Raw genomic sequence first — 20,104 nt, forward strand, 5'->3', positions numbered from 1 at the left:
GCGAGCTACAATTTAGAACTTTTATACCTACATTTGCAGCCAAATTATAACCAATTTAACTATTCTACCATGGCTAAAATAACCAAAGAAGCAGCCTTGCTCTACCATTCGCAAGGCAAACCGGGTAAGATTGAAGTAGTACCCACCAAGCCTTACAGTACACAAACCGATCTTTCTCTCGCCTACTCTCCGGGCGTTGCAGAACCGTGCCTCGAAATTGAGAAAAACCCGCAAGATGCATATAAATATACAGCAAAAGGCAATCTGGTAGCTGTCATCTCCAACGGAACCGCCGTGCTCGGCCTGGGCGATATTGGCGCCCTCAGCGGCAAACCCGTCATGGAGGGTAAAGGTCTGTTGTTCAAAATTTATGCAGGTATCGACGTATTCGACATCGAAGTAAATGAAAAAGACCCCGACAAGTTCATCGAAGCTGTCAAGGCTATTGCCCCAACATTCGGAGGTATCAACTTGGAAGACATCAAAGCACCCGAATGTTTCGAAATAGAACGCCGCCTGAAAGAGGAATTGGACATCCCCGTGATGCACGACGACCAGCACGGCACCGCCATCATCTCCAGCGCAGGATTGCTGAACGCCCTGGAAGTGGCAGGCAAGAAGATAGAGGAAGTGAAAATCGTCGTAAACGGTGCCGGGGCTTCCGCCACCTCATGTACCAAACTGTATGAAGCGCTCGGTGCACGCCGTGAGAATATCCTGATGCTGGACAGTAAGGGAGTCATCACCAGCGACCGCGAGAATCTGACCGAGCAGAAACGTTACTTTGCCACCGACCGTCGCGACGTACATACACTGGCAGAAGCCATCAAAGGTGCCGATGTATTCCTTGGACTGTCAAAAGGTAATGTGTTGACCCAGGACATGGTTCGCAGCATGGCAGACCATCCCATCGTGTTTGCCCTTGCCAACCCTACTCCGGAAATCTCTTACGAAGACGCCATGGCAGCACGTCCGGACGTACTGATGTCCACCGGTCGTTCCGACTATCCTAACCAGATTAATAATGTAATCGGTTTCCCCTACATCTTCCGCGGCGCCCTCGACACGCAGGCAAAAGCCATCAACGAAGCCATGAAAATTGCTGCCGTGCACGCCATTGCCAACCTTGCCAAGCAGCCCGTGCCCGATGTTGTGAATGAAGCATACCATGTAAACAACTTCACCTTCGGTCCCGAATACTTCATCCCGAAACCGGTTGACCCGCGCCTCATCACCGAAGTGTCCTGCGCTGTGGCCAAAGCTGCCATGGAAAGCGGTGTAGCTCGCAAAGACATCGAAGACTGGGATGCCTACCGCCTGCAACTGCGCGAGCTGATGGGTTACGAAAGCAAACTGACCCGCCAACTCTACGACACCGCCCGCCGCAACCCACAACGTGTGGTATTTGCCGAAGGCATCCACCCCAATATGCTGAAAGCTGCTGTGGAAGCCAAGGCTGAAGGTATCTGCCATCCTATTATATTGGGCAACGACGAAGCCATCGAGAAGCTGGCAAAAGAACTCGACCTTAGCCTTGAAGGTATCGAGATAGTAAATCTGCGTCATCCGGATGAAGCGCCGCGCCGTGAACGCTATGCCCGCATCCTATCTGAAAAACGTGCCCGCGAAGGAGCCACTTACGAAGAAGCCAACGACAAAATGTTCGAACGTAACTACTTCGGTATGATGATGGTGGAGACGGGTGAAGCAGACGCTTTCATCACAGGTCTTTACACCAAATACAGCAATACCATCAAGGTTGCCAAGGAAGTCATCGGCATCCGTCCGGAATACAAGCATTTCGGCACCATGCATATTCTGAACTCCAAGAAAGGCACATACTTCCTGGCAGATACGCTGATTAACCGTCATCCCAATGCCGAAACGCTGATTGACATTGCCAAGCTGTCGGAATATACCGTCCGCTTCTTCAATCATACACCGGTAATGGCCATGTTGAGTTACTCCAACTTCGGTGCGGATAAGGAAGGAAGTCCGGTAAGTGTACACGAAGCAGTGGATTATATGCAACAAAACTATCCTGACCTTGCCATTGACGGAGAAATGCAGGTGAATTTCGCCATGAACCGCGAAATGCGTGATGCCAAGTATCCGTTTACGCGCTTGAAAGGAAAAGACGTAAACACACTGATTTTCCCGAACTTGAGTTCTGCAAACTCTGCTTACAAGCTGCTGCAGGCGATGGATACGGACTCCGAACTGATTGGTCCTATCCAAATGGGGCTGAACAAGCCTATCCACTTCACCGATTTTGAAAGCTCCGTGCGAGATATCGTGAATATCACCGCAGTGGCAGTTATCGATGCTATCGTAGACAAAAAGAAAGCAGCCAAATGAAACGACCGTTATCAAAATTCCAAATAGTTTGCATTATGCTGCTTTGGGCAGCACTTTGCTACATTGTTTTGATATCTGTCGAACGAATTGACGGTCCAATCATCCTAACGCTTGCCATTTCGGCGGCTTTAGTATTTATTCCCGTCATAAAGTCTCTAAAAAGAGGATAAATAATATCTTTTTATTCCATTTTGCGGTATAAAACAATAAAATTGTTGTTTTATACCGCATTTTCTTTATAAAATGTTTGTTCGTTTCATTTTTATGTGTACTTTTGCAACCGCAATGAGAGGAAAAGGAAACAAACCGAAAATCGAATTGTTTTAGGTAATATATAGTAGCAACCAATAAAAGAAATAGATTATGAATGCAGCTAAGGTATTAGAAGACCTGAAAAGACGGTTCCCCAACGAACCGGAGTATCATCAAGCAGTAGAAGAAGTTCTTTCTACGATTGAAGAAGAGTATAACAAGCATCCGGAGTTTGACAAAGCCAATCTGATTGAACGTCTTTGCATCCCCGATCGCGTTTACCAATTCCGTGTTACTTGGGTAGACGATAAAGGTAACGTACAAACCAACATGGGCTATCGTGTGCAGCACAACAACGCTATCGGCCCTTATAAAGGCGGTGTTCGTTTCCACGCTTCTGTAAACCTGAGCATCCTGAAATTCCTTGCTTTCGAGCAGACATTTAAAAACTCATTGACAACTCTGCCTATGGGTGGCGGTAAAGGCGGTTCGGACTTCTCTCCGCGCGGCAAGTCAAATGCTGAGGTCATGCGTTTTGTTCAGGCTTTCATGCTGGAGTTATGGCGTCATATCGGCCCTGAAACAGACGTACCTGCTGGTGATATCGGTGTAGGTGGTCGCGAAGTAGGTTTCATGTTCGGTATGTATAAGAAGCTGGCTCATGAATTTACGGGTACTTTCACCGGTAAGGGCCGTGAGTTCGGCGGTTCGCTGATTCGTCCGGAAGCTACCGGCTACGGTAACATCTACTTCCTGATGGAAATGTTAAAGACTAAGGGTACTGACTTGAAAGGCAAAACTTGTCTGATTTCCGGTTCCGGTAACGTAGCTCAATATACGGCCGAGAAAGTATTGGAATTGGGTGGTAAGGTATTGACCATGTCTGATTCTGACGGTTATGTATACGATCCGGACGGCATTGACCGCGAAAAGTTGGATTACATCATGGAGCTGAAAAACCTCTATCGTGGACGTATCCGCGAATATGCTGAACAATATCCGGGTGTCAAGTACGTAGAAGGTGCACGTCCTTGGGGTGAAAAGGCAGACATCGCCCTGCCTTCTGCAACTCAGAATGAAATAAATGGAGATGATGCCAAAAAACTAATTGCTAATGGTGTCATGGCTGTGTCCGAAGGTGCAAACATGCCTTCTACCCCTGAAGCAATCCGCGTATTCCAAGATGCAAAGATTCTGTATGCTCCGGGTAAGGCAGCCAATGCCGGCGGTGTATCAGTATCCGGTCTCGAAATGACTCAGAACTCCATCAAGTTGAGCTGGAGTGCAGAGGAAGTGGACGAGAAATTGAAGAGCATCATGAAGAACATTCACGAAGCTTGCGTGCAATATGGTACGGAAGCCGACGGTTATGTAAATTACGTGAAGGGTGCCAATGTGGCCGGATTTATGAAGGTGGCAAAGGCGATGATGGCGCAAGGGATTCTGTAAGAACTAAAGCCATAGTACAACTACAACAGAAGAAAGGTGAGGGGCTCAAAGCTTTTCACCTTTTTTCTGTTTAATAATATAGAAGAAACAAAATTTTGTTTTTTTCAATCCATTATCACATAAATCAGATAACTTTGCGGAAGTTAATAAAAGAAGACCATTATCATTGAAGCAAACCAAACGATTATGAATACAATAGAAATCCCCGTACTGCTGTTGACCGGTTATCTAGGCAGTGGCAAAACGACGTTGGTAAATCACATTCTTTCTAATAAACGTGGCATTAAGTTTGCCGTTATCGTCAATGACATAGGCGAAGTGAACATTGATGCAGACCTTATACAGAAAGGTGGCGTGGTGGGAAAGAAAGACGACAGCCTGGTAGCTCTACAGAATGGCTGTATCTGCTGTACGCTGAAGACAGACTTGATAGAGCAGATGTTCGAAATCATGAAGATGCAACGCTTCGACTACATCGTGATTGAAGCGAGTGGCATCTGTGAACCGGAGCCTATTGCCCAAACACTCTGCTCCATTCCTCATATGGGAGGAGCGTATACTAAATACGGTATTTGCCGCTTAGACTGCATTACCACCGTGGTGGACGCCTTACGTCTGCAAAGTGAATTTTCTTGCGGAGATGATTTGACACGCAAAGGCATTGATGAGGAAGATATAGAAAACCTCATCATTCAGCAAATTGAGTTCTGTAATATTATCCTGCTGAACAAAGCAGCAGAAGTACAGCCCGAGGAATTAAAACGTATCAGGCAGATTATCCACACCTTGCAACCCGGTGCCCAAATTATAGAGTGCAATTATGCAGATGTAGACCTGGATAAGATTATCCATACCCACCTCTTTAACTTTGAACGTGCCGCAACTTCCGCCGGATGGATTCGTGGCATAGAGCAACAAGTAAGCGAAGAGGAGGAAAAAGAGGCGCATTACCATCATGAAGAGGGTCATCATCACCACCATCACGAAGGAGGTGAAGTAGAAGAATACGGTATTGGCACATTTGTCTACTACCGCCGTCCTGCATTCGACATTCATAAGTTCGACCACTATGTCGCTACCAAATGGCCCCGCAGCGTTATCCGCGCCAAGGGTGTCTGCTACTTCAGCCACAACCGCGACATGTCCTTCCTCTTTGAACAAGCAGGTATACAGAAGAAAATAACTGAAGCCGGACAATGGTATGCCACCGCCCCCGAAGAAGACATGATAGAACTGATGCGCCAAGAACCGGGATTGCTAAGAGACTGGGACGAGCAATACGGCGACCGCATGCTGAAGATAGTATTCATCGGACAAAATATGGATAAAGAGCAAATCATCCGCGACTTGGACAAATGCCTTGAATAACTTCCTAAAAAAGTGCTCCCCGTCATTCCGATCTTAAGAACAACGGGGAGCATCGTCCCAGACGCGTAACTCTATTTTAAGAATCAAGAACCATATCAATTCTCCGTAAAACGGAACATTTTGAAATACACCTTCTGCTCTGTGTCGGATACATTCACCAGCCTCATCTTCGCAACGCTCAAATCCTTGAGAGATGCCTTCACCTGCGTTCTGTATCCCGGTTTCAAATCCACCGCCTGCCAGTTTGTACCATCCGAAGTTACTTCCAGTTTAAACTTAGAATTAGCCACCTCCGCATCTCCCAAATCAATAAGCACCGAACTCAACTGGCGGGCATAATCCATCGAAATGGTCAGCACACCGCCTGCCTGCCAGTTGATGACTTCATTGGACGGAATAATTGTATTCACCTTTCCCTTCTGCTGAATAGGAAGCGAAGCCAACTGATTCACGTCGCTCTTCAACGTGTAGGGAGAATAAACAGCCTTTGTATCAAGCCCGGCATGGAACGCTGCATTATAGCCCGTTGTCGCCGCTTCGAACAAAGCATTGAAAGTAGGCATCAGATGCAGGCTGCCGCTCTTTATGCCCGCTTTATATTGGGCATCCGTCTCACCCATCAGCACCAGCAGGGCGCGGGCGTGTTCGTAGCTACCTATAAATGCATCCTTCTGCTGGCGCAGGCGTATCATGTTCAGCACCTCCGCACCATACTCTCCCACTTGTTTGAACTGAATGAGCCAAGGCCTTATTTCAGTTATCAACGGACGATTCTCATTTCCCGACGCAAGCAATCCATCAGCGGCAACGATTATCTTCCGGCATTCCTCAGCTACCTGCCGATAGGCATCTTCATCTATCTCGTTTTTCTCTTGATAGGCTTTCAACAAGGCAGAGAGAGCAGGCTGAATGGCAACGGACTCTTCACGACGGAAGCGATGTCCATTCTGTCCCGGGTCGGAATTATGAGCAGCGAAGATTTCCAAATATTCGGCATGAAGTGGCATAAGGTCTCTGACTGCATGTTTCCAAGAAGTTTCACTATCATAATTCTCCATATTCCAAGTATAATCAGCTACACTGTACAGAGAGATTTTGGAAGCCTCGGCATGTTCCATCGGATTGGAAACAAAAGCAGACATATCATCTTTTACATCAAGCCCGTTTCCATAAACCGGCCCTAGCAGCAAATGGTCTTGTACATAATCCGAAACGGGGAAATTCCACCAAATGTACGCCTTACGTTTCAGCAGCGGATTGACGAAGTCCAGCGTAGACTTATCTATAGTAGCAACTACCATATCACCGGTCCACATCACCTTGATACCCTCGTTCAACTTATCACCAAGCGTAGTGAGATAGCCTCCCTCCACATCGGTCCATGACTTGTTGTACTCTGTGGGACACAATATCAATGGTGCAACATCCCGCTTGACTTTTACAAAATGGTCGTCAATATAGTTCAACAGTTCAGCCTGCTTGTCTGCCTTTGTCCCCTCACCCGAAATATCATCAAAGAAAACGGCAAAACCACGCACACCCAACTGGTACATGCTTTCGAACTTCTGCAACAATAACGAGCGGTCTTCTTCATTCCAGCGAATATCCTGACCCGGATGAATGGCCCAATAGAAAATAACATTGTTCTCCTTCGCCCTATTCACCAATACTTTCAACTCTTCTCCTTCTCGAGCAGGATAAGGCTTGCGCCAGTTGGGAGTCCGGTGATAAGGATCGTCTTTCGGTCCATAGATATAGACATTCATTTTGTTCCGACCATAAAAATCAAGCTGGCGTATACGCGCCTCCTGACTCCAGGGAGCACCGTAAAAACCTTCTACCACACCCCGATAGGGAACATCAGGATAGTCCGTCACTTCAGCCAAAGGCAGCTTGTCTAAAGCAAGCAACTGCGCAAGAGTCTGTACACCATAGTACGCTCCCCGTTCGTCAGCACCGGCTATGACGATGCAGTCTTTTTCTATTTTCAGGAAATAACCTTCGGATTTGCGTGGAATCCGATGTTGGTATTTCTTGATAATCTTATCTCCTTTCACTCCTATATATACACGGAAAGAAGCGCCAAGCACCTCTTCCGGCATCAATGAACGGAGTAAAGGCAACGCAGGTCCGTCCTGCACGGAATTGCCGGAAAGGATCTGGTATTGTCGGGGAATATCAACAGAATCTTTTTGCGTAATATATTCTTGGGGAGTAGGTTGCAAATGAAACTCTTGCGCACAAAGCGTCGCTGTCGTCAGCATACCGAATGCTCCCAGTAACAGTAGTTCTTTTCTCATAAGCGGATTATTAAATTAAGGAATATCTATGTATTAAGAAAACTCTTCCATGCATTCAAGGTTGATACGTTCAAAAATAAGAAATAAATATGAAAACACGTACAAATACAGACATTTATTTCAGTTTAAAGATTCATTTATTCTGCATCCGTTTGAGTTCATCGCACACAGCCGGATGCAGGAAGTAGCGTACGTCTTTTCCCTCCTCTATGGCCCGACGGATAAAAGTGGAGCTGATTTCGAATACCGGAGAAGAAACTGTCCGCACATTCTGCGGTAAAAAGGTGGCCTCTACCGGATAGCCGGGACGGGGATAAACCAGAAGATGATTTTCGGCAATAATGCGTTCCGACTCGTACCAACGGTGGAACAGCCTCCAGTTGTCCGAACCAATGACAAGATGGAAAGTGTGTTGGGGATAAGTCCGTTTCAGCGCATCCAACGTATGAACAGTATAAGAAGGCCGAGGCAGATGGAATTCAAAATCGGAAGCGCGAAACTTGGGATAACCCTCAGTGGCTAGCTGCACCAGCTTCAAACGTAACTTGTCATCCATCAGATCGTTTTCTTCCTTCAGCGGATTGTGGGGGGTGACCATAAACCACACTTCGTCCAGGTCCCCGTATTCGCAAAGATAGTTGGCGAGGGCCAAATGTCCGATGTGTATCGGGTTGAACGAGCCGCTGAAGATTCCTATATTCATTTATTCTTATTCATATACAACCTTACAAAGGACGTCTTTGCAACGCACGCCAGGCAGCCCAAGCATTGAAAATCGTCACTACAGAGATAAGAAACATTGAAATACTGGAACGAGGCTCGCCATGATGTATATACAATACACCCACAACAAGGGAGCAGACGAACAGAACGCTATTAATAATTAGCAATGCCTTGTTCAGCTTCGGGCTATTCTTCCTCCTCGGTGCCAACTGGTTGTACACTCCTCCACGTTGTTTCATTCGTTCAAGAATTGAGAGATTACTTTCAATGCTTCCGCTTTGGCTGTCTCCAGGTCATCGTTCACAATCACGGTATCGAACTTCGGTGCAAAGCCCAGTTCGTATTCGGCTTTCGCCACGCGGCTCTCTATCACTTCGGGAGCATCTGTTCCGCGCCCCACCAAGCGTTTGCGCAATTCCTCCACTGAAGGTGGCTGAATGAAAACAGACAAAGCACGCTCACCATAGAATTTCTTGATATTGCAACCACCCACTACATCCACATCGAACACTACATTCTGTCCGGCAGCCAATTGCTTTTCCACCTGCTCCTTCAGTGTTCCGTAAAAACGGTCCTGATATACCTCTTCATACTCCAGGAATTCATCATTGGCTATGCGACGACGGAACTCGTCAGGAGTCAGAAAGAAATACTCCACTCCATCTTTCTCCGTTCCGCGGGGCGGGCGGCTGGTCGCTGAGATGGAGAATGCCAAGTTCAGATTTTGAGTCAGCAGATAGTTGATAATCGTTGACTTGCCAGAGCCCGAAGGGGCTGAAAATATGATAAGTTTTGCCATCGAATTATTTACGATTTGACGATTTACTATTTGATACTACATGACGTTCAATACTTGTTCCTTGATTTGCTCCAATTCATCTTTCATCTGAACGACAATCTTCTGCATCTCCGCATGATTGGACTTACTGCCCAAGGTATTGATTTCGCGTCCCATCTCCTGGGCGATGAACCCTAACTTCTTGCCTTGTCCGGTTCCGGTTTCCAGCGTATTGATAAAATATTTCAGATGATTGCCAAGACGCTGTTTCTCTTCGTTCACATCCAGTTTTTCGATGTAGTAGATGAGTTCCTGCTCCAGACGGTTCTTGTCATAATCCACGCTCAAGGTCTTTTCCAGTGCATCGGTAATACGCTCCTTCACTTTGGCCACACGCTCTTTCTCGTAGGGAGCGATAGTCTCCAACAAATGGGAGATATTGGCGATCTTCTCACGGAACTTCTTTTCAAGGGCAGCTCCTTCCTGCTTACGGAAGTCCACCAGCGCACCGACAGCCTTTTCCACAGCCGAATAGACCACAGCCCATTCCTCCTCACTCAGTTCCTGCGTATCATTCTTCGTCATCACATCCGGCATACGGAGTAACGTGGCAAACCAGTCCATCGCATCCGGCACAGGTATTCCTAGATTTTCTGATATAGCACAAATCTGCTTGTAATATCCCTCAACCAATGTCTGGTTGATGGGAGTGGCGCTTTCCGCACTCTCTTTCTTTTCTATCCAAAGGCTGAAATCCACCTTTCCGCGCTCCAGTTTCCGTGATATTTCATTACGGATTTCCATCTCCTTCTCACGATAAAGCGGAGCAATGCGGGCAGATAGGTCCATTGCCTTACTATTGAGCGACTTTATTTCAACGTTGATTTTCTTATCAGGCAGTTCGACGGTTGCTTTGCCGTAGCCTGTCATAGATTGTATCATAATGTTATAGTTTTGCGCAAAATTACACGATTATTTTAATTAGTGAAAATAATCACGTAAATTTGCCACAATAAAATCAAGAATAAAAGTTATGTCATGTATCTTGCATATTGAAACGTCCACTTCTGCCTGCTCCGTAGCCGTGAGCGAGGATGGACAGAACGTTTTCAAGAAAGAGGACCTGAATGGCCCTTCACACGCCGTTTCATTGGGAATCTTTGTGGACGAGGCGCTATCCTTTGCCGATAGCCATGCCATGCCGTTGGATGCAGTCGCCGTGAGCTGCGGCCCTGGTTCGTATACCGGGTTGCGTATCGGCGTGTCGATGGCAAAAGGTGTCTGCTATGGACGTAACCTGCCACTTATCGGGCTGGAAACCCTGAAAGTTCAGTGTGTACCGGTATTGCTCTACCACGATGAGTTGCCCGACGACGCATTACTCTGCCCGATGATTGACGCCCGCCGCATGGAAGTCTATGCTGCCATCTACGACCGTGCCTTGAAATCGGTGCGCGACATTGCAGCCGATATTGTGGACGAAAACTCCTACCTAGAATTTTTAGAGCAACATCCCGTCTATTTCTTCGGTGACGGTGCAGCCAAATGCAAAGAGAAAATCACGCATCCCAATGCACACTTCATCGACGGCATCCGCCCGCTTGCCGGCATGATGTTCCCGTTGGCAGAAAAGGCAATAGCCGAACAAGATTTCAAGGATGTGGCCTATTTCGAACCCTTCTATTTGAAGGAATTCGTAGCCGGCACGCCAAAGAAACTTATTTAGGGTTTAGCGATTAGGGATTAGGGATGAATACCATGCGGTATCACTACGTAGCCCATTAATCACTAACCACTAATCGCTAAACCCTAATCACTAATCGTTGAACATTAATCACTAATTAAAGATGCAATATAACACTCAACAAAAACGGATGCCCCTACCCGAATATGGTCGCAGCATCCAGAATATGGTAGACCACGCGCTGACAATCGAAGACCGTGCAGAACGCCAGCGTTGCGCAAACACAATCATCAACATCATGGGAAACATGTTTCCCCATCTGCGCGATGTGCCCGACTTCAAACATAAGCTATGGGACCACCTTGCCATCATGGCCAACTTCCAATTGGATATAGATTATCCGTACGAAATTATCCGCAAGGACAATCTGAATACCAAGCCGGAGAGCATCCCCTACCCCAGTACCAAAATCCGCTACCGCCACTATGGCCGTACACTGGAAGTACTGATAAAGAAAGCCATCGAATTTCCGGAAGGAGAAGAGAAGCAGAACTTGATAGCGCTCATTTGTAACCACATGAAGAAAGACTACATGGCATGGAACAAAGATACCGTCGATGACCGTAAGATTTCAGATGATCTCACCGAACTCTCTGACGGAAAACTGCAAATGACAGACAGTATCGTCCGTCTCATGGCCGAACGTATTGACCAGAACTACCGTCCGAAAGTGAACAACCAGAATAACCGGAACAACAACCGGAACAATAAACGGAAATACTAAAATTGAATGATTAGTGGTTAGTGATTAATGCCATGCGGCATCACCATGCAGACCACTAATCACTAATCACTAATCACCAACCCCTAATCACTAATTTCATGGCATCATTTGTAATCGAAGGAGGACACAGACTTTCCGGTGACATTTACCCCCAAGGAGCAAAAAACGAGGTGTTGCAAATTATCTGCGCCACATTGCTCACTGCCGAAGAGGTGACTGTGCACAATATCCCGGACATACTGGACGTCAACAACCTTATCCAATTGATGCGGGATATGGGAGTCAGCGTATCTAAAAAAGGCATTGACACTTACAGCTTTCAAGCTGCCAACATTGATTTCGCCTATCTGGAAAGTGACGCGTTCCTGAAAAAATGTTCCAGCCTGCGCGGTTCCGTCATGCTGGTGGGGCCGATGGTGGCACGTTTCGGCAAGGCCATGATTTCCAAGCCGGGCGGAGACAAGATAGGACGCCGCCGTCTGGATACACACTTTATCGGTATCCAGAATTTAGGAGCCGACTTTGTCTATAATGAGGAGCGTGGCATCTACGAAATCTCAGCCAAACAACTGCATGGCAGTTATATGCTACTCGACGAGGCATCTGTAACGGGAACAGCCAATATCGTAATGGCAGCCGTCCTTGCCAAAGGCAAGACCACCATCTACAACGCCGCCTGCGAACCCTACGTGCAGCAACTTTGCAGAATGCTGAACCGGATGGGAGCTAAGATAGAAGGCATCGCCTCCAACCTCCTGACTATCGAAGGAGTAGACGAGCTGCACGGAACCGAGCATACCATCCTCCCCGACATGATTGAAGTGGGCAGTTTCATTGGCATGGCAGCCATGACCCGTAGCGAACTGACCATCAAGAATGTCTCCTACGAGAACTTGGGAATTATCCCCGACAGTTTCCGTCGACTCGGCATCAAGATGGAGCAGTGGGGAGACGACATTTACGTGCCCGCACAAGAGACGTACCAGATAGAGTACTTTATCGACGGCTCCATCATGACCATTGCCGACGCACCCTGGCCCGGACTGACACCAGACTTGCTCAGTGTGCTGCTGGTGGTTGCCACCCAGGCAAAAGGCAGTGTACTCATTCATCAGAAAATGTTCGAAAGCCGTTTGTTCTTTGTGGACAAGCTGATAGATATGGGAGCGCAAATTATCCTCTGCGACCCGCACCGCGCCGTTGTCATCGGTCACGACCACGGCTTTAAACTACGTGGCGGCAACATGACCTCGCCCGATATCCGTGCGGGCATCGCCCTGCTGATAGCTGCCATGAGTGCGGACGGCATCAGCCGCATCCACAACATAGAGCAGATAGACCGTGGGTATCAGAACATCGAAGGGCGACTGAATGCGCTCGGAGCAAGAATAACAAGAATAGAATAAGATGATAAAGAGAGAAGAAGTATATAAGATAGGTATATTCAACAAGCCCCACGGCATTCACGGAGAACTATCGTTCACTTTTACGGATGACATCTTCGACCGGGTGGAAGCCGAATACCTAATCTGCCTGCTGGATGGTATACTGGTGCCTTTCTTCTTGGAAGAATACCGTTTCCGCTCCGACACCACCGCCCTTGTCAAACTGGAAGGCGTGGACACGACAGAACGCGCCCGCATGTTCACTAATATTGAGGTCTACTTCCCCGTAAAGCATGCAGAAGAGGCAGGACCAGGTGAACTGAGTTGGGACTTCTTCGTCGGTTTTCGTATGGAGGAAGTACATCACGGCACGCTGGGAGAAGTGACGGACGTGGACACATCGACCATCAACACACTGTTTGTGGTAGATTATCAGGGAGAAGAACTGCTAGTGCCGGCACAAGAAGAGTTTATCATAGACATTGACCAGAAGCACAAGGTCATCACCGTAGACCTGCCGGAAGGTTTGATAGCTTTGGACGAAACAGAAGAGGTATGAAAAAGAAACGAAGAAAAGCATTTTGGAGTAACATCAAGTTCAAGTACAGACTGACGATTACGAACGAGAATACCCTTGAGGATATCATCACGTTGCGCGTATCCAAGCTGAACGGACTGTCCGTATTGCTCTCCGTGCTGTTCGTATTGTTTCTCATCGCCTCCCTGATCGTAGCCTTCACCCCGCTGCGCAACTACCTGCCGGGATATATGAACAGTGAAATCCGTGCCCAGGTAGTGGAGAATGCCTTGCGCGTAGATTCCCTCCAGCAACTGGTGAACAGACAGAACCTCTATATCATGAATATCCAGGACATCTTCCAGGGCAAGATAAAGGCAGATACCATACATTCCATCGACTCGTTGACCCACCTGCGCGAAGATTCGCTCATGGAACGTACACAACGGGAAGCCGAATTCCGCAAACAGTACGAGGAGACAGAAAAGTACAACCTGACGAGCATCACCGCTCGCCCCGAAATAGACGGACTGATTTTCTACCGCCCCACACGCGGCATGATTTCATCTCCCTTCAATGCCGAAACAAAACACTTCGGCACGGACATTGCCGCCAATCCGGGCGAAAGCGTATTGGCCACCTTAGACGGTACCGTCATACTGAGTACCTACACTGCCGAGACGGGTTATCTGATAGAAATACAGCACAACCAGGACTTCGTGTCAGTCTACAAGCATTGCGGCTCTCTGCTGAAACGGGAAGGAGATGCGGTGAAAGGGGGTGAAGCCATCGCACTGGTAGGAAACACCGGCGAGCTGTCCACCGGTCCCCACCTTCACTTCGAGCTGTGGCATAAGGGCAGGGCCGTAAATCCCGAGCTTTACATCGTATTTTAGTCTCCAAATAGTAAATTGTAAATAGCATAATAGTAAATGAAACAGATTGCCATACTCGGTTCTACCGGTTCCATCGGTACACAAGCGTTGCAGGTCATCGAAGAACATCCCGACCAGTACGAAGCATACGTATTGACCGCCAATAACCGCGTAGAGGAACTCATAGCCCAGGCACGCAGATTCAAGCCTGAGGCAGTGGTAATAGCCAACGAATCGAAATACACGCAACTGAAAGAAGCGCTTGCCGACCTACCTATCAAGGTATATGCCGGCGCAGATGCCCTCTGCCAGATTGTGACCGAAAATCCCATTGATATGGTATTGACCGCCATGGTGGGATATGCAGGGCTGAAGCCCACCATGAATGCCATCCGAGCCCGTAAGCCGATAGCCCTTGCCAACAAAGAGACGCTGGTGGTGGCGGGAGAGCTCATCAATAACCTGGCACGCTTCAGCGGTGTCCCCATCCTACCCGTCGACTCCGAGCACTCCGCCGTTTTCCAGTGCCTGGCCGGTGAGATAGGCAACCAAATAGAAAAAGTGATACTGACTGCCTCCGGAGGTCCGTTCCGCACCTGCACTATGGAGCAACTAACAACCGTCACCAAAGCGCAAGCACTGAAACACCCCAACTGGGACATGGGCGCCAAAATCACGATAGACTCTGCTTCCATGATGAACAAAGGGTTCGAGGTAATCGAAGCCAAATGGCTGTTCGGTGTACGTCCCGACCAGATAGAAGTCGTGGTACACCCGCAATCCGTCATCCACTCCATGGTACAGTTTGAGGACGGTGCCGTGAAAGCACAACTGGGAATGCCGGACATGCGCCTGCCCATCCAATATGCCTTCTCCTATCCCGACCGGTTGAAAGCCTCTTTCCCGCGCCTGGACTTCAAGCTGTGCACGGAACTGACGTTCGAGCAACCGGACACCACCCGTTTCCGTAACCTCGCCCTGGCCTACGAAGCGCTACATCGTGCAGGCAATATGCCTTGCATTGTCAATGCCGCCAATGAAGTGGTGGTAGCTGCCTTCCTGCAGGACAAAATTTCGTTCCTTGGCATGAGTGAAGTAATAGAAAAGACCATGTCGCGCGTATCCTACTTACAGAAGCCCACCTATGAAGACTATGTGGCTACGGATGCCGAAGCCCGACGGATAGCAGAAGAGCTGATTTGATAGATACAGCGGAATGAAAAGAATTATAAAAAACATCTACTCATTTGATACGTTAAATAAGAAAACGTACCTTTGCGAAAATTATAAAAATCGTAAAACAGCAAATAATTAGATGGAAACATTCTTGATTCGTGCCCTGCAACTCATTATGAGCCTCTCGTTGCTCGTTATTGTTCATGAGGGGGGGCACTTCCTTTTTGCGCGTCTGTTCAAGACGCGGGTAGAAAAGTTCTGCTTATTCTTTGACCCTTGGTTCACATTATTCAAGTTCAAGCCCAAACACAGTGACACGGAATACGGTATCGGGTGGCTACCCTTAGGTGGTTATGTAAAAATAGCAGGTATGATAGACGAATCTATGGATACCGAACAGATGAAGCAACCCATGCAGCCATGGGAGTTCCGTGCCAAGCCGGCATGGCAGCGCCTGCTAATTATGGTAGGCGGTGTATTGTTCAACTTCCTGCTCGCATTGTTCATCTATTCCATGATACTTTTTACTTGGGGCGACGAATATATACCAGTACAAAAAGCCCCATTGGGTATGGATTTTAACGAAACAGCCAAAGCCATAGGCTTCCGCGACGGCGATATCCTAATATCTGCCGACGGGGTACCGTTCGAACGCTATGATGGCGACCTGCTGACCAGTATTGTCGATGCTCGCCAGGTAAGCGTATTGCGTGATGGGGAAGCTGCTTCAGTCTACATCCCCGAAGACATGATGAACCGCTTGCTGGCAGACAGCGTGCGTTTCGCCAGTTTCCGTTTCCCTTATGTAGTCGACAGCCTGATTGTAGGATACCCTGCCGCTTCCGCCGGTCTGCAAGTAGGTGACAGCATCACCCACTTGGATGGAAAGTCAATAGCCTACTACGACTTCAAAGAAGAGATGCTGAAGCGCAAGAAAGCCAACGCATCCCATGAGGTAACCTTGACATACGTCCGTAACGGTGTGACAGACACCTTGAGCATGATGACCAATGCCGACTATGAAATAGGCGTAGCAGCACGTACGGCAACCGACAAACTGCTGCCCGTTGTCCGCAAGGAATACAGTTTCCTTTCCTCTTTCCCTGCCGGCGTATCTTTGGGGGTAAAGACTCTGAAAGGCTACGTAGGCCAGATGAAATATCTCTTCTCCAAGGAAGGAGCCAAGCAACTCGGAGGTTTCGGAACCATCGGCAGTATTTTCCCCGCCACGTGGGACTGGCACCAGTTCTGGTACATGACGGCATTCCTCTCCATCATCCTTGCCTTTATGAATATTCTGCCCATCCCTGCACTGGACGGCGGACACGTGTTATTCCTCATTTACGAAATCATTGCACGCCGCAAGCCCAGCGACAAGTTTATGGAACGTGCGCAGATGGTGGGCATGTTCCTCTTGTTCGGTTTGCTGATTTGGGCAAACTTCAATGATATACTGAGGTATTTCTTTTAAAGAACAAGACATAAAAAAACGCATCATCCATTCGCAGTAGAACGGATGATGCATTTACATCAAACAGATGATGTGTTCGGGGCAAGCAGACGATGCGTTTGAGCCAAACACATCATCTGTTTTTTCTGTGTCTTATACCAAATGGCCGATCCACTCTTCTCTATCGCCCGGAAGCAGGTCTATTACCGGAACTTCAACCATTGTATAGCAACCCGGCTGCTGACGCATAGCGGCACGCGCCACACATACCAGCACTTGTGCCGTGAGGGCAGGATTGTTGATACGCATGTTGAACTCAAATAGCTGGTTCTGCGTCTTGCCGGACACACCCTTACGGGTCAAGTTTACCCCATGCCCCATATCGAGCAGTGCATCCACACTCGGAACCAATTTTACATGTGTTTCGTCATTCACGAAGTACGGGTCGGCTTTGATGGCTGCAGCCACCTTATCAAATTCGTAACCATCCTTCAACTCAATGTACACCATACGACGGTGAATGCCGGTTCCTGTAGGAATAGTCATGGAAAGAGCGGCTTTCACACCTTCGATGGCCTTTACAGCCACGGTGTGTCCCATGCTCATACCCGGACCAAAATTAGTATAGGTAATGCCTTTCGGAGCAATGGCTTCCAGCATAGTGCGGACAATGGAGTCACTACCCGGATCCCAGCCGGCAGAAATGATGGATACCGTATTATGCTTTTTAGCCTCTGCATCCAGTGTGCGGCGCAAGGCAGTGATACCCGTATGGATATCGAAACTGTCCACAGTATGAATGCCTAAAGCAAGGATCTCCTTTGCATACTCTTCCACTTTGCGGGTAGGCGTACAAAGGATAGCAACATCCACGCCTTTCAGTTCCTTGATATTCTTCACAACGGGATATGCACTCAGTTCCGCAGGACAGTTTTCAGCTCCGGCACGGCGTACTACACCGGCAATTTCGAAATCGGGAGCTGCTTGCAGGGCTTCGAGCACATAATGCCCGATATTACCATAGCCAACGATGGCCGCTCTTACTTTTTTCATTCTTTTTATGAATTTATTTATCAGTTTTCTACTTTATCGGCGCAAAAGTAAGCATTTTAATTTATTATATCGGCAGAACTCCCTGCTGTTTCACACAGTTTTTCTTTTTTTAGTGAGTGAAAGTCCAATAATAATTCATACATTCGCAGATGATATGTACGCAAGGCACATTTGGGGCCAACAAGCAAAAGAATTATGATAGAATACATCAGAGGCGGAATTGCCGAACTAAGTCCGGCAACCGCAATAATAGACTGCAACGGACTGGGATACGGCGTCAATATTTCATTGAATACGTATGCCGCCATCCAGGGCAAGAAAGAATGCAAACTATATATATATGAAGCTATCCGTGAAGACGCCTATGTCCTCTACGGGTTCGCTGACAAGCAGGAACGCGAACTATTCCTGTTGCTCATCTCCGTTTCAGGCATCGGCGGAAATACAGCTCGCATGATTCTCTCGGCACTCTCGCCATCCGAACTGATAAATGTCATCAGCACGGAAAACGCCACTCTACTGAAAACAGTCAAGGGTATCGGGCTGAAAACAGCCCAACGGATAATTGTGGATTTAAAAGACAAAATCAAGACCGGCAGCGTTGTAGCCGGCAACGCAGGGACCATAGGTACACTGGTATCGGCAGCCAACGCACAAGTACAAGAAGAAGCCGTAGCCGCCCTTACCATGCTGGGCTTTGCACAAGCCCCCTCACAAAAAGTAGTGCTTGCCATTTTGAAGGAAGAACCAAGCGCACCGGTGGAACAAGTCATCAAATTGGCATTAAAAAGACTATAATATTTATCTAAAACAAACAAATCATGACAACAATCAACATGCAATATTGGTTGGGGGCCAATGAACGCACCCACGTACTGCCAACGGACAAATGGTACCTCGACTTTGCCACAAGCATCCTGCCCCTCGTCAAGACCTCTCCCTTGTTCAACAAGGAAGACCTGCGTACCCAAATTGACGCAGCCATCTCCCTCGGCATGTACTTTCAAGATGCCATTGCCCAAAGCGGAGGCTGGAAACTTTTCTCCGAAGCCTTTCAAGGAGTATACGGAACTTACCTGCCGTTCTATCCACTGGGTGACGATTATACGCCCGATGAAATAAATCAGGAAGACATTGCATTCGTACTGTGGACATTGAAATCACAATTTAGTATTTTTGACAAGGAATACACCTTGTTCAGTCCTTATGACAAAGACCTGCTTGCATTAAGCCAAAGCGCCTATGAACTGATGGATGCACGTTTCGAAGAAGCTCCCATCAGCGAGGGAGAATCTTCCTTCCTTTGGGTAATGGGACTTGATTTACTGGATATGCCCATTACTCCGCTGCCGGAAGTCACTCCGGAAACCAAACTGAGCAAAGATGCCGCCCGCTGTCTGGAATACAGCCAGGGGAAACCGCTGCTATACTTCACCGATTACAAGGAGCTTTGCACTTTCTTTGTCGATGTCTTGGGATGGGAAAACAAACGGTCCGCATTATTGCCCGACCTGGAATACCAAAAAGAGTTCGTGATTTATGCCAACGCCAAAGGTATGCTCGTAGCCCACAACGTGGCCGCCTATTTCTGTGAAGAACATAACCCGATGTACGATGCCAAACGCGCTGCTGCAGAGGGTTACAAGATGTTCTGCCAACCCGGAGAGTGTCCGTTCGACCTGCTGAAATACGGAATGACCAAAGGAATTCTACCCGATGTGGAACTTCCCTTCTTGAAAGGAAAAGAAACACTGCATCAATATTGGGACTTTATAGCCCGCTACTACTTATGTGAATATTATGAAGGCGAGTAACCATTCCGGCATAAAGCCCAAACGGAGCAACAAGGCCAAGCCAACCGGAAAACGGATTGGTAAATCCAAACCTTCGAAAGCGAATAATCAGCTTAACAGAAGGGTAAAATAATTGAAAATGGATAATGGAAAAATAAA

General features: G+C 47.8%; 18 protein-coding genes. 12 read left to right on the forward strand and 6 right to left on the reverse strand.

Features of this window, described 5'->3' with window-relative positions:
* Nucleotides 1-69: 69 nt before the first annotated feature.
* The 3 genes from DWX62_RS03355 to DWX62_RS03375 all read left to right on the forward strand — a co-directional run bounded on the left by DWX62_RS03355 (nucleotide 70) and on the right by DWX62_RS03375 (nucleotide 5,427).
* Entirely contained in the window at nucleotides 70-2,358 is a 2,289-nt protein-coding gene (locus tag DWX62_RS03355) for an NADP-dependent malic enzyme (RefSeq protein ID WP_005826960.1), read from the forward strand.
* Between the two features lie 363 nt (nucleotides 2,359-2,721).
* Entirely contained in the window at nucleotides 2,722-4,059 is a 1,338-nt protein-coding gene (locus DWX62_RS03370; protein WP_005826963.1) for an NADP-specific glutamate dehydrogenase, read from the forward strand.
* Between the two features lie 186 nt (nucleotides 4,060-4,245).
* On the forward strand, nucleotides 4,246-5,427 hold the full coding sequence (locus DWX62_RS03375) for a GTP-binding protein (protein ID WP_005826968.1): 1,182 nt from the start codon (nucleotides 4,246-4,248) through the stop codon (nucleotides 5,425-5,427).
* Between the two features lie 95 nt (nucleotides 5,428-5,522).
* On the opposite strand, the gene DWX62_RS03380 is transcribed toward DWX62_RS03375, so the two are convergent.
* The 5 genes from DWX62_RS03380 to DWX62_RS03400 form a co-directional block, all read right to left on the reverse strand.
* On the reverse strand, nucleotides 5,523-7,727 hold the full coding sequence (locus DWX62_RS03380) for a beta-N-acetylglucosaminidase (RefSeq protein WP_008665168.1): 2,205 nt from the start codon (nucleotides 7,725-7,727) through the stop codon (nucleotides 5,523-5,525).
* Between the two features lie 133 nt (nucleotides 7,728-7,860).
* Complete coding sequence (gene nadD / locus DWX62_RS03385; protein WP_008665167.1) at nucleotides 7,861-8,430, reverse strand: nicotinate (nicotinamide) nucleotide adenylyltransferase; 570 nt, start codon at nucleotides 8,428-8,430, stop codon at nucleotides 7,861-7,863.
* Between the two features lie 22 nt (nucleotides 8,431-8,452).
* A complete protein-coding gene (locus DWX62_RS03390) occupies nucleotides 8,453-8,689 on the reverse strand; it encodes a hypothetical protein (protein ID WP_005826972.1) in 237 nt (78 codons plus the stop codon).
* A complete protein-coding gene (gene gmk / locus DWX62_RS03395; protein WP_005826973.1) occupies nucleotides 8,686-9,249 on the reverse strand; it encodes a guanylate kinase in 564 nt (187 codons plus the stop codon). Before gmk ends, DWX62_RS03390 begins: the two co-directional genes overlap by 4 nt.
* 36 nt (nucleotides 9,250-9,285) lie before the next feature.
* The gene (locus DWX62_RS03400; protein ID WP_035449074.1) at nucleotides 9,286-10,170 is read right to left on the reverse strand and encodes a YicC/YloC family endoribonuclease; all 885 of its coding nucleotides are present in this window, start codon (nucleotides 10,168-10,170) and stop codon (nucleotides 9,286-9,288) included.
* A 91-nt stretch (nucleotides 10,171-10,261) separates the two neighbouring features.
* Here DWX62_RS03400 and tsaB point away from each other — a divergent pair, with 91 nt between their 5' ends.
* The 7 genes from tsaB to rseP all read left to right on the forward strand — a co-directional run bounded on the left by tsaB (nucleotide 10,262) and on the right by rseP (nucleotide 17,120).
* Nucleotides 10,262-10,954: a tRNA (adenosine(37)-N6)-threonylcarbamoyltransferase complex dimerization subunit type 1 TsaB gene (gene tsaB, locus DWX62_RS03405; protein ID WP_005833019.1), complete on the forward strand. Its 693-nt coding sequence runs from the start codon at nucleotides 10,262-10,264 to the stop codon at nucleotides 10,952-10,954.
* A 121-nt stretch (nucleotides 10,955-11,075) separates the two neighbouring features.
* Nucleotides 11,076-11,696, forward strand: a complete 621-nt coding sequence (locus DWX62_RS03410; RefSeq protein ID WP_005826977.1) for a DUF4290 domain-containing protein — start codon at nucleotides 11,076-11,078, stop codon at nucleotides 11,694-11,696.
* 98 nt (nucleotides 11,697-11,794) lie between these two features.
* Nucleotides 11,795-13,102, forward strand: coding sequence for a UDP-N-acetylglucosamine 1-carboxyvinyltransferase (murA, locus tag DWX62_RS03415; protein WP_035449077.1), 1,308 nt, complete (start codon nucleotides 11,795-11,797; stop codon nucleotides 13,100-13,102).
* A 1-nt stretch (nucleotide 13,103) separates the two neighbouring features.
* A complete protein-coding gene (gene rimM, locus DWX62_RS03420) occupies nucleotides 13,104-13,640 on the forward strand; it encodes a ribosome maturation factor RimM (RefSeq protein ID WP_035449078.1) in 537 nt (178 codons plus the stop codon).
* Nucleotides 13,637-14,494: a M23 family metallopeptidase gene (locus DWX62_RS03425; protein WP_005826982.1), complete on the forward strand. Its 858-nt coding sequence runs from the start codon at nucleotides 13,637-13,639 to the stop codon at nucleotides 14,492-14,494. The genes rimM and DWX62_RS03425 overlap by 4 nt, the downstream gene beginning before the upstream one ends.
* A 36-nt stretch (nucleotides 14,495-14,530) precedes the next feature.
* Nucleotides 14,531-15,676 (forward strand): 1-deoxy-D-xylulose-5-phosphate reductoisomerase, encoded by a 1,146-nt coding sequence (locus tag DWX62_RS03430; protein ID WP_035449079.1) that lies wholly within the window; start codon nucleotides 14,531-14,533, stop codon nucleotides 15,674-15,676.
* Nucleotides 15,677-15,788: 112 nt separating this feature from the next.
* Entirely contained in the window at nucleotides 15,789-17,120 is a 1,332-nt protein-coding gene (gene rseP / locus DWX62_RS03435; protein ID WP_005826988.1) for an RIP metalloprotease RseP, read from the forward strand.
* 132 nt (nucleotides 17,121-17,252) lie between these two features.
* Here the strand turns inward: rseP and DWX62_RS03440 are convergent, their stop codons facing one another.
* Nucleotides 17,253-18,152 (reverse strand): diaminopimelate dehydrogenase, encoded by a 900-nt coding sequence (locus DWX62_RS03440; protein WP_022401162.1) that lies wholly within the window; start codon nucleotides 18,150-18,152, stop codon nucleotides 17,253-17,255.
* A gap of 195 nt (nucleotides 18,153-18,347) precedes the next feature.
* Between DWX62_RS03440 and ruvA the strand changes: the two genes are divergently transcribed.
* Together ruvA and DWX62_RS03455 are read left to right on the forward strand one after the other, a co-directional pair.
* Nucleotides 18,348-18,950, forward strand: a complete 603-nt coding sequence (ruvA, locus tag DWX62_RS03450) for a Holliday junction branch migration protein RuvA (protein ID WP_005833022.1) — start codon at nucleotides 18,348-18,350, stop codon at nucleotides 18,948-18,950.
* A gap of 23 nt (nucleotides 18,951-18,973) precedes the next feature.
* Nucleotides 18,974-19,966, forward strand: coding sequence for a DUF3843 family protein (locus DWX62_RS03455; protein ID WP_005826997.1), 993 nt, complete (start codon nucleotides 18,974-18,976; stop codon nucleotides 19,964-19,966).
* Nucleotides 19,967-20,104: the final 138 nt, after the last annotated feature.

It is taken from the genome of Bacteroides sp. AF20-13LB (assembly GCF_003603065.1).
GTDB classification, from domain to species: Bacteria; Bacteroidota; Bacteroidia; order Bacteroidales; family Bacteroidaceae; genus Bacteroides; species Bacteroides uniformis.

What these genes read in the sequence shown, in the direction of transcription:
- nadD (WP_008665167.1), bottom strand. Translation starts at nt 8,430, where the DNA reads ATGAATATAGGAATCTTCAGCGGCTCGTTCAACCCGATACACATCGGA.
- ruvA (WP_005833022.1), top strand. Translation starts at nt 18,348, where the DNA reads ATGATAGAATACATCAGAGGCGGAATTGCCGAACTAAGTCCGGCAACC.
- rimM (WP_035449078.1), top strand. Translation starts at nt 13,104, where the DNA reads ATGATAAAGAGAGAAGAAGTATATAAGATAGGTATATTCAACAAGCCC.
- murA (WP_035449077.1), top strand. Translation starts at nt 11,795, where the DNA reads ATGGCATCATTTGTAATCGAAGGAGGACACAGACTTTCCGGTGACATT.
- DWX62_RS03410 (WP_005826977.1), top strand. Translation starts at nt 11,076, where the DNA reads ATGCAATATAACACTCAACAAAAACGGATGCCCCTACCCGAATATGGT.
- rseP (WP_005826988.1), top strand. Translation starts at nt 15,789, where the DNA reads ATGGAAACATTCTTGATTCGTGCCCTGCAACTCATTATGAGCCTCTCG.
- DWX62_RS03440 (WP_022401162.1), bottom strand. Translation starts at nt 18,152, where the DNA reads ATGAAAAAAGTAAGAGCGGCCATCGTTGGCTATGGTAATATCGGGCAT.
- DWX62_RS03355 (WP_005826960.1), top strand. Translation starts at nt 70, where the DNA reads ATGGCTAAAATAACCAAAGAAGCAGCCTTGCTCTACCATTCGCAAGGC.
- DWX62_RS03400 (WP_035449074.1), bottom strand. Translation starts at nt 10,170, where the DNA reads ATGATACAATCTATGACAGGCTACGGCAAAGCAACCGTCGAACTGCCT.
- DWX62_RS03375 (WP_005826968.1), top strand. Translation starts at nt 4,246, where the DNA reads ATGAATACAATAGAAATCCCCGTACTGCTGTTGACCGGTTATCTAGGC.
- DWX62_RS03370 (WP_005826963.1), top strand. Translation starts at nt 2,722, where the DNA reads ATGAATGCAGCTAAGGTATTAGAAGACCTGAAAAGACGGTTCCCCAAC.
- DWX62_RS03390 (WP_005826972.1), bottom strand. Translation starts at nt 8,689, where the DNA reads ATGAAACAACGTGGAGGAGTGTACAACCAGTTGGCACCGAGGAGGAAG.
- DWX62_RS03430 (WP_035449079.1), top strand. Translation starts at nt 14,531, where the DNA reads ATGAAACAGATTGCCATACTCGGTTCTACCGGTTCCATCGGTACACAA.
- DWX62_RS03380 (WP_008665168.1), bottom strand. Translation starts at nt 7,727, where the DNA reads ATGAGAAAAGAACTACTGTTACTGGGAGCATTCGGTATGCTGACGACA.
- DWX62_RS03455 (WP_005826997.1), top strand. Translation starts at nt 18,974, where the DNA reads ATGACAACAATCAACATGCAATATTGGTTGGGGGCCAATGAACGCACC.
- tsaB (WP_005833019.1), top strand. Translation starts at nt 10,262, where the DNA reads ATGTCATGTATCTTGCATATTGAAACGTCCACTTCTGCCTGCTCCGTA.
- DWX62_RS03425 (WP_005826982.1), top strand. Translation starts at nt 13,637, where the DNA reads ATGAAAAAGAAACGAAGAAAAGCATTTTGGAGTAACATCAAGTTCAAG.
- gmk (WP_005826973.1), bottom strand. Translation starts at nt 9,249, where the DNA reads ATGGCAAAACTTATCATATTTTCAGCCCCTTCGGGCTCTGGCAAGTCA.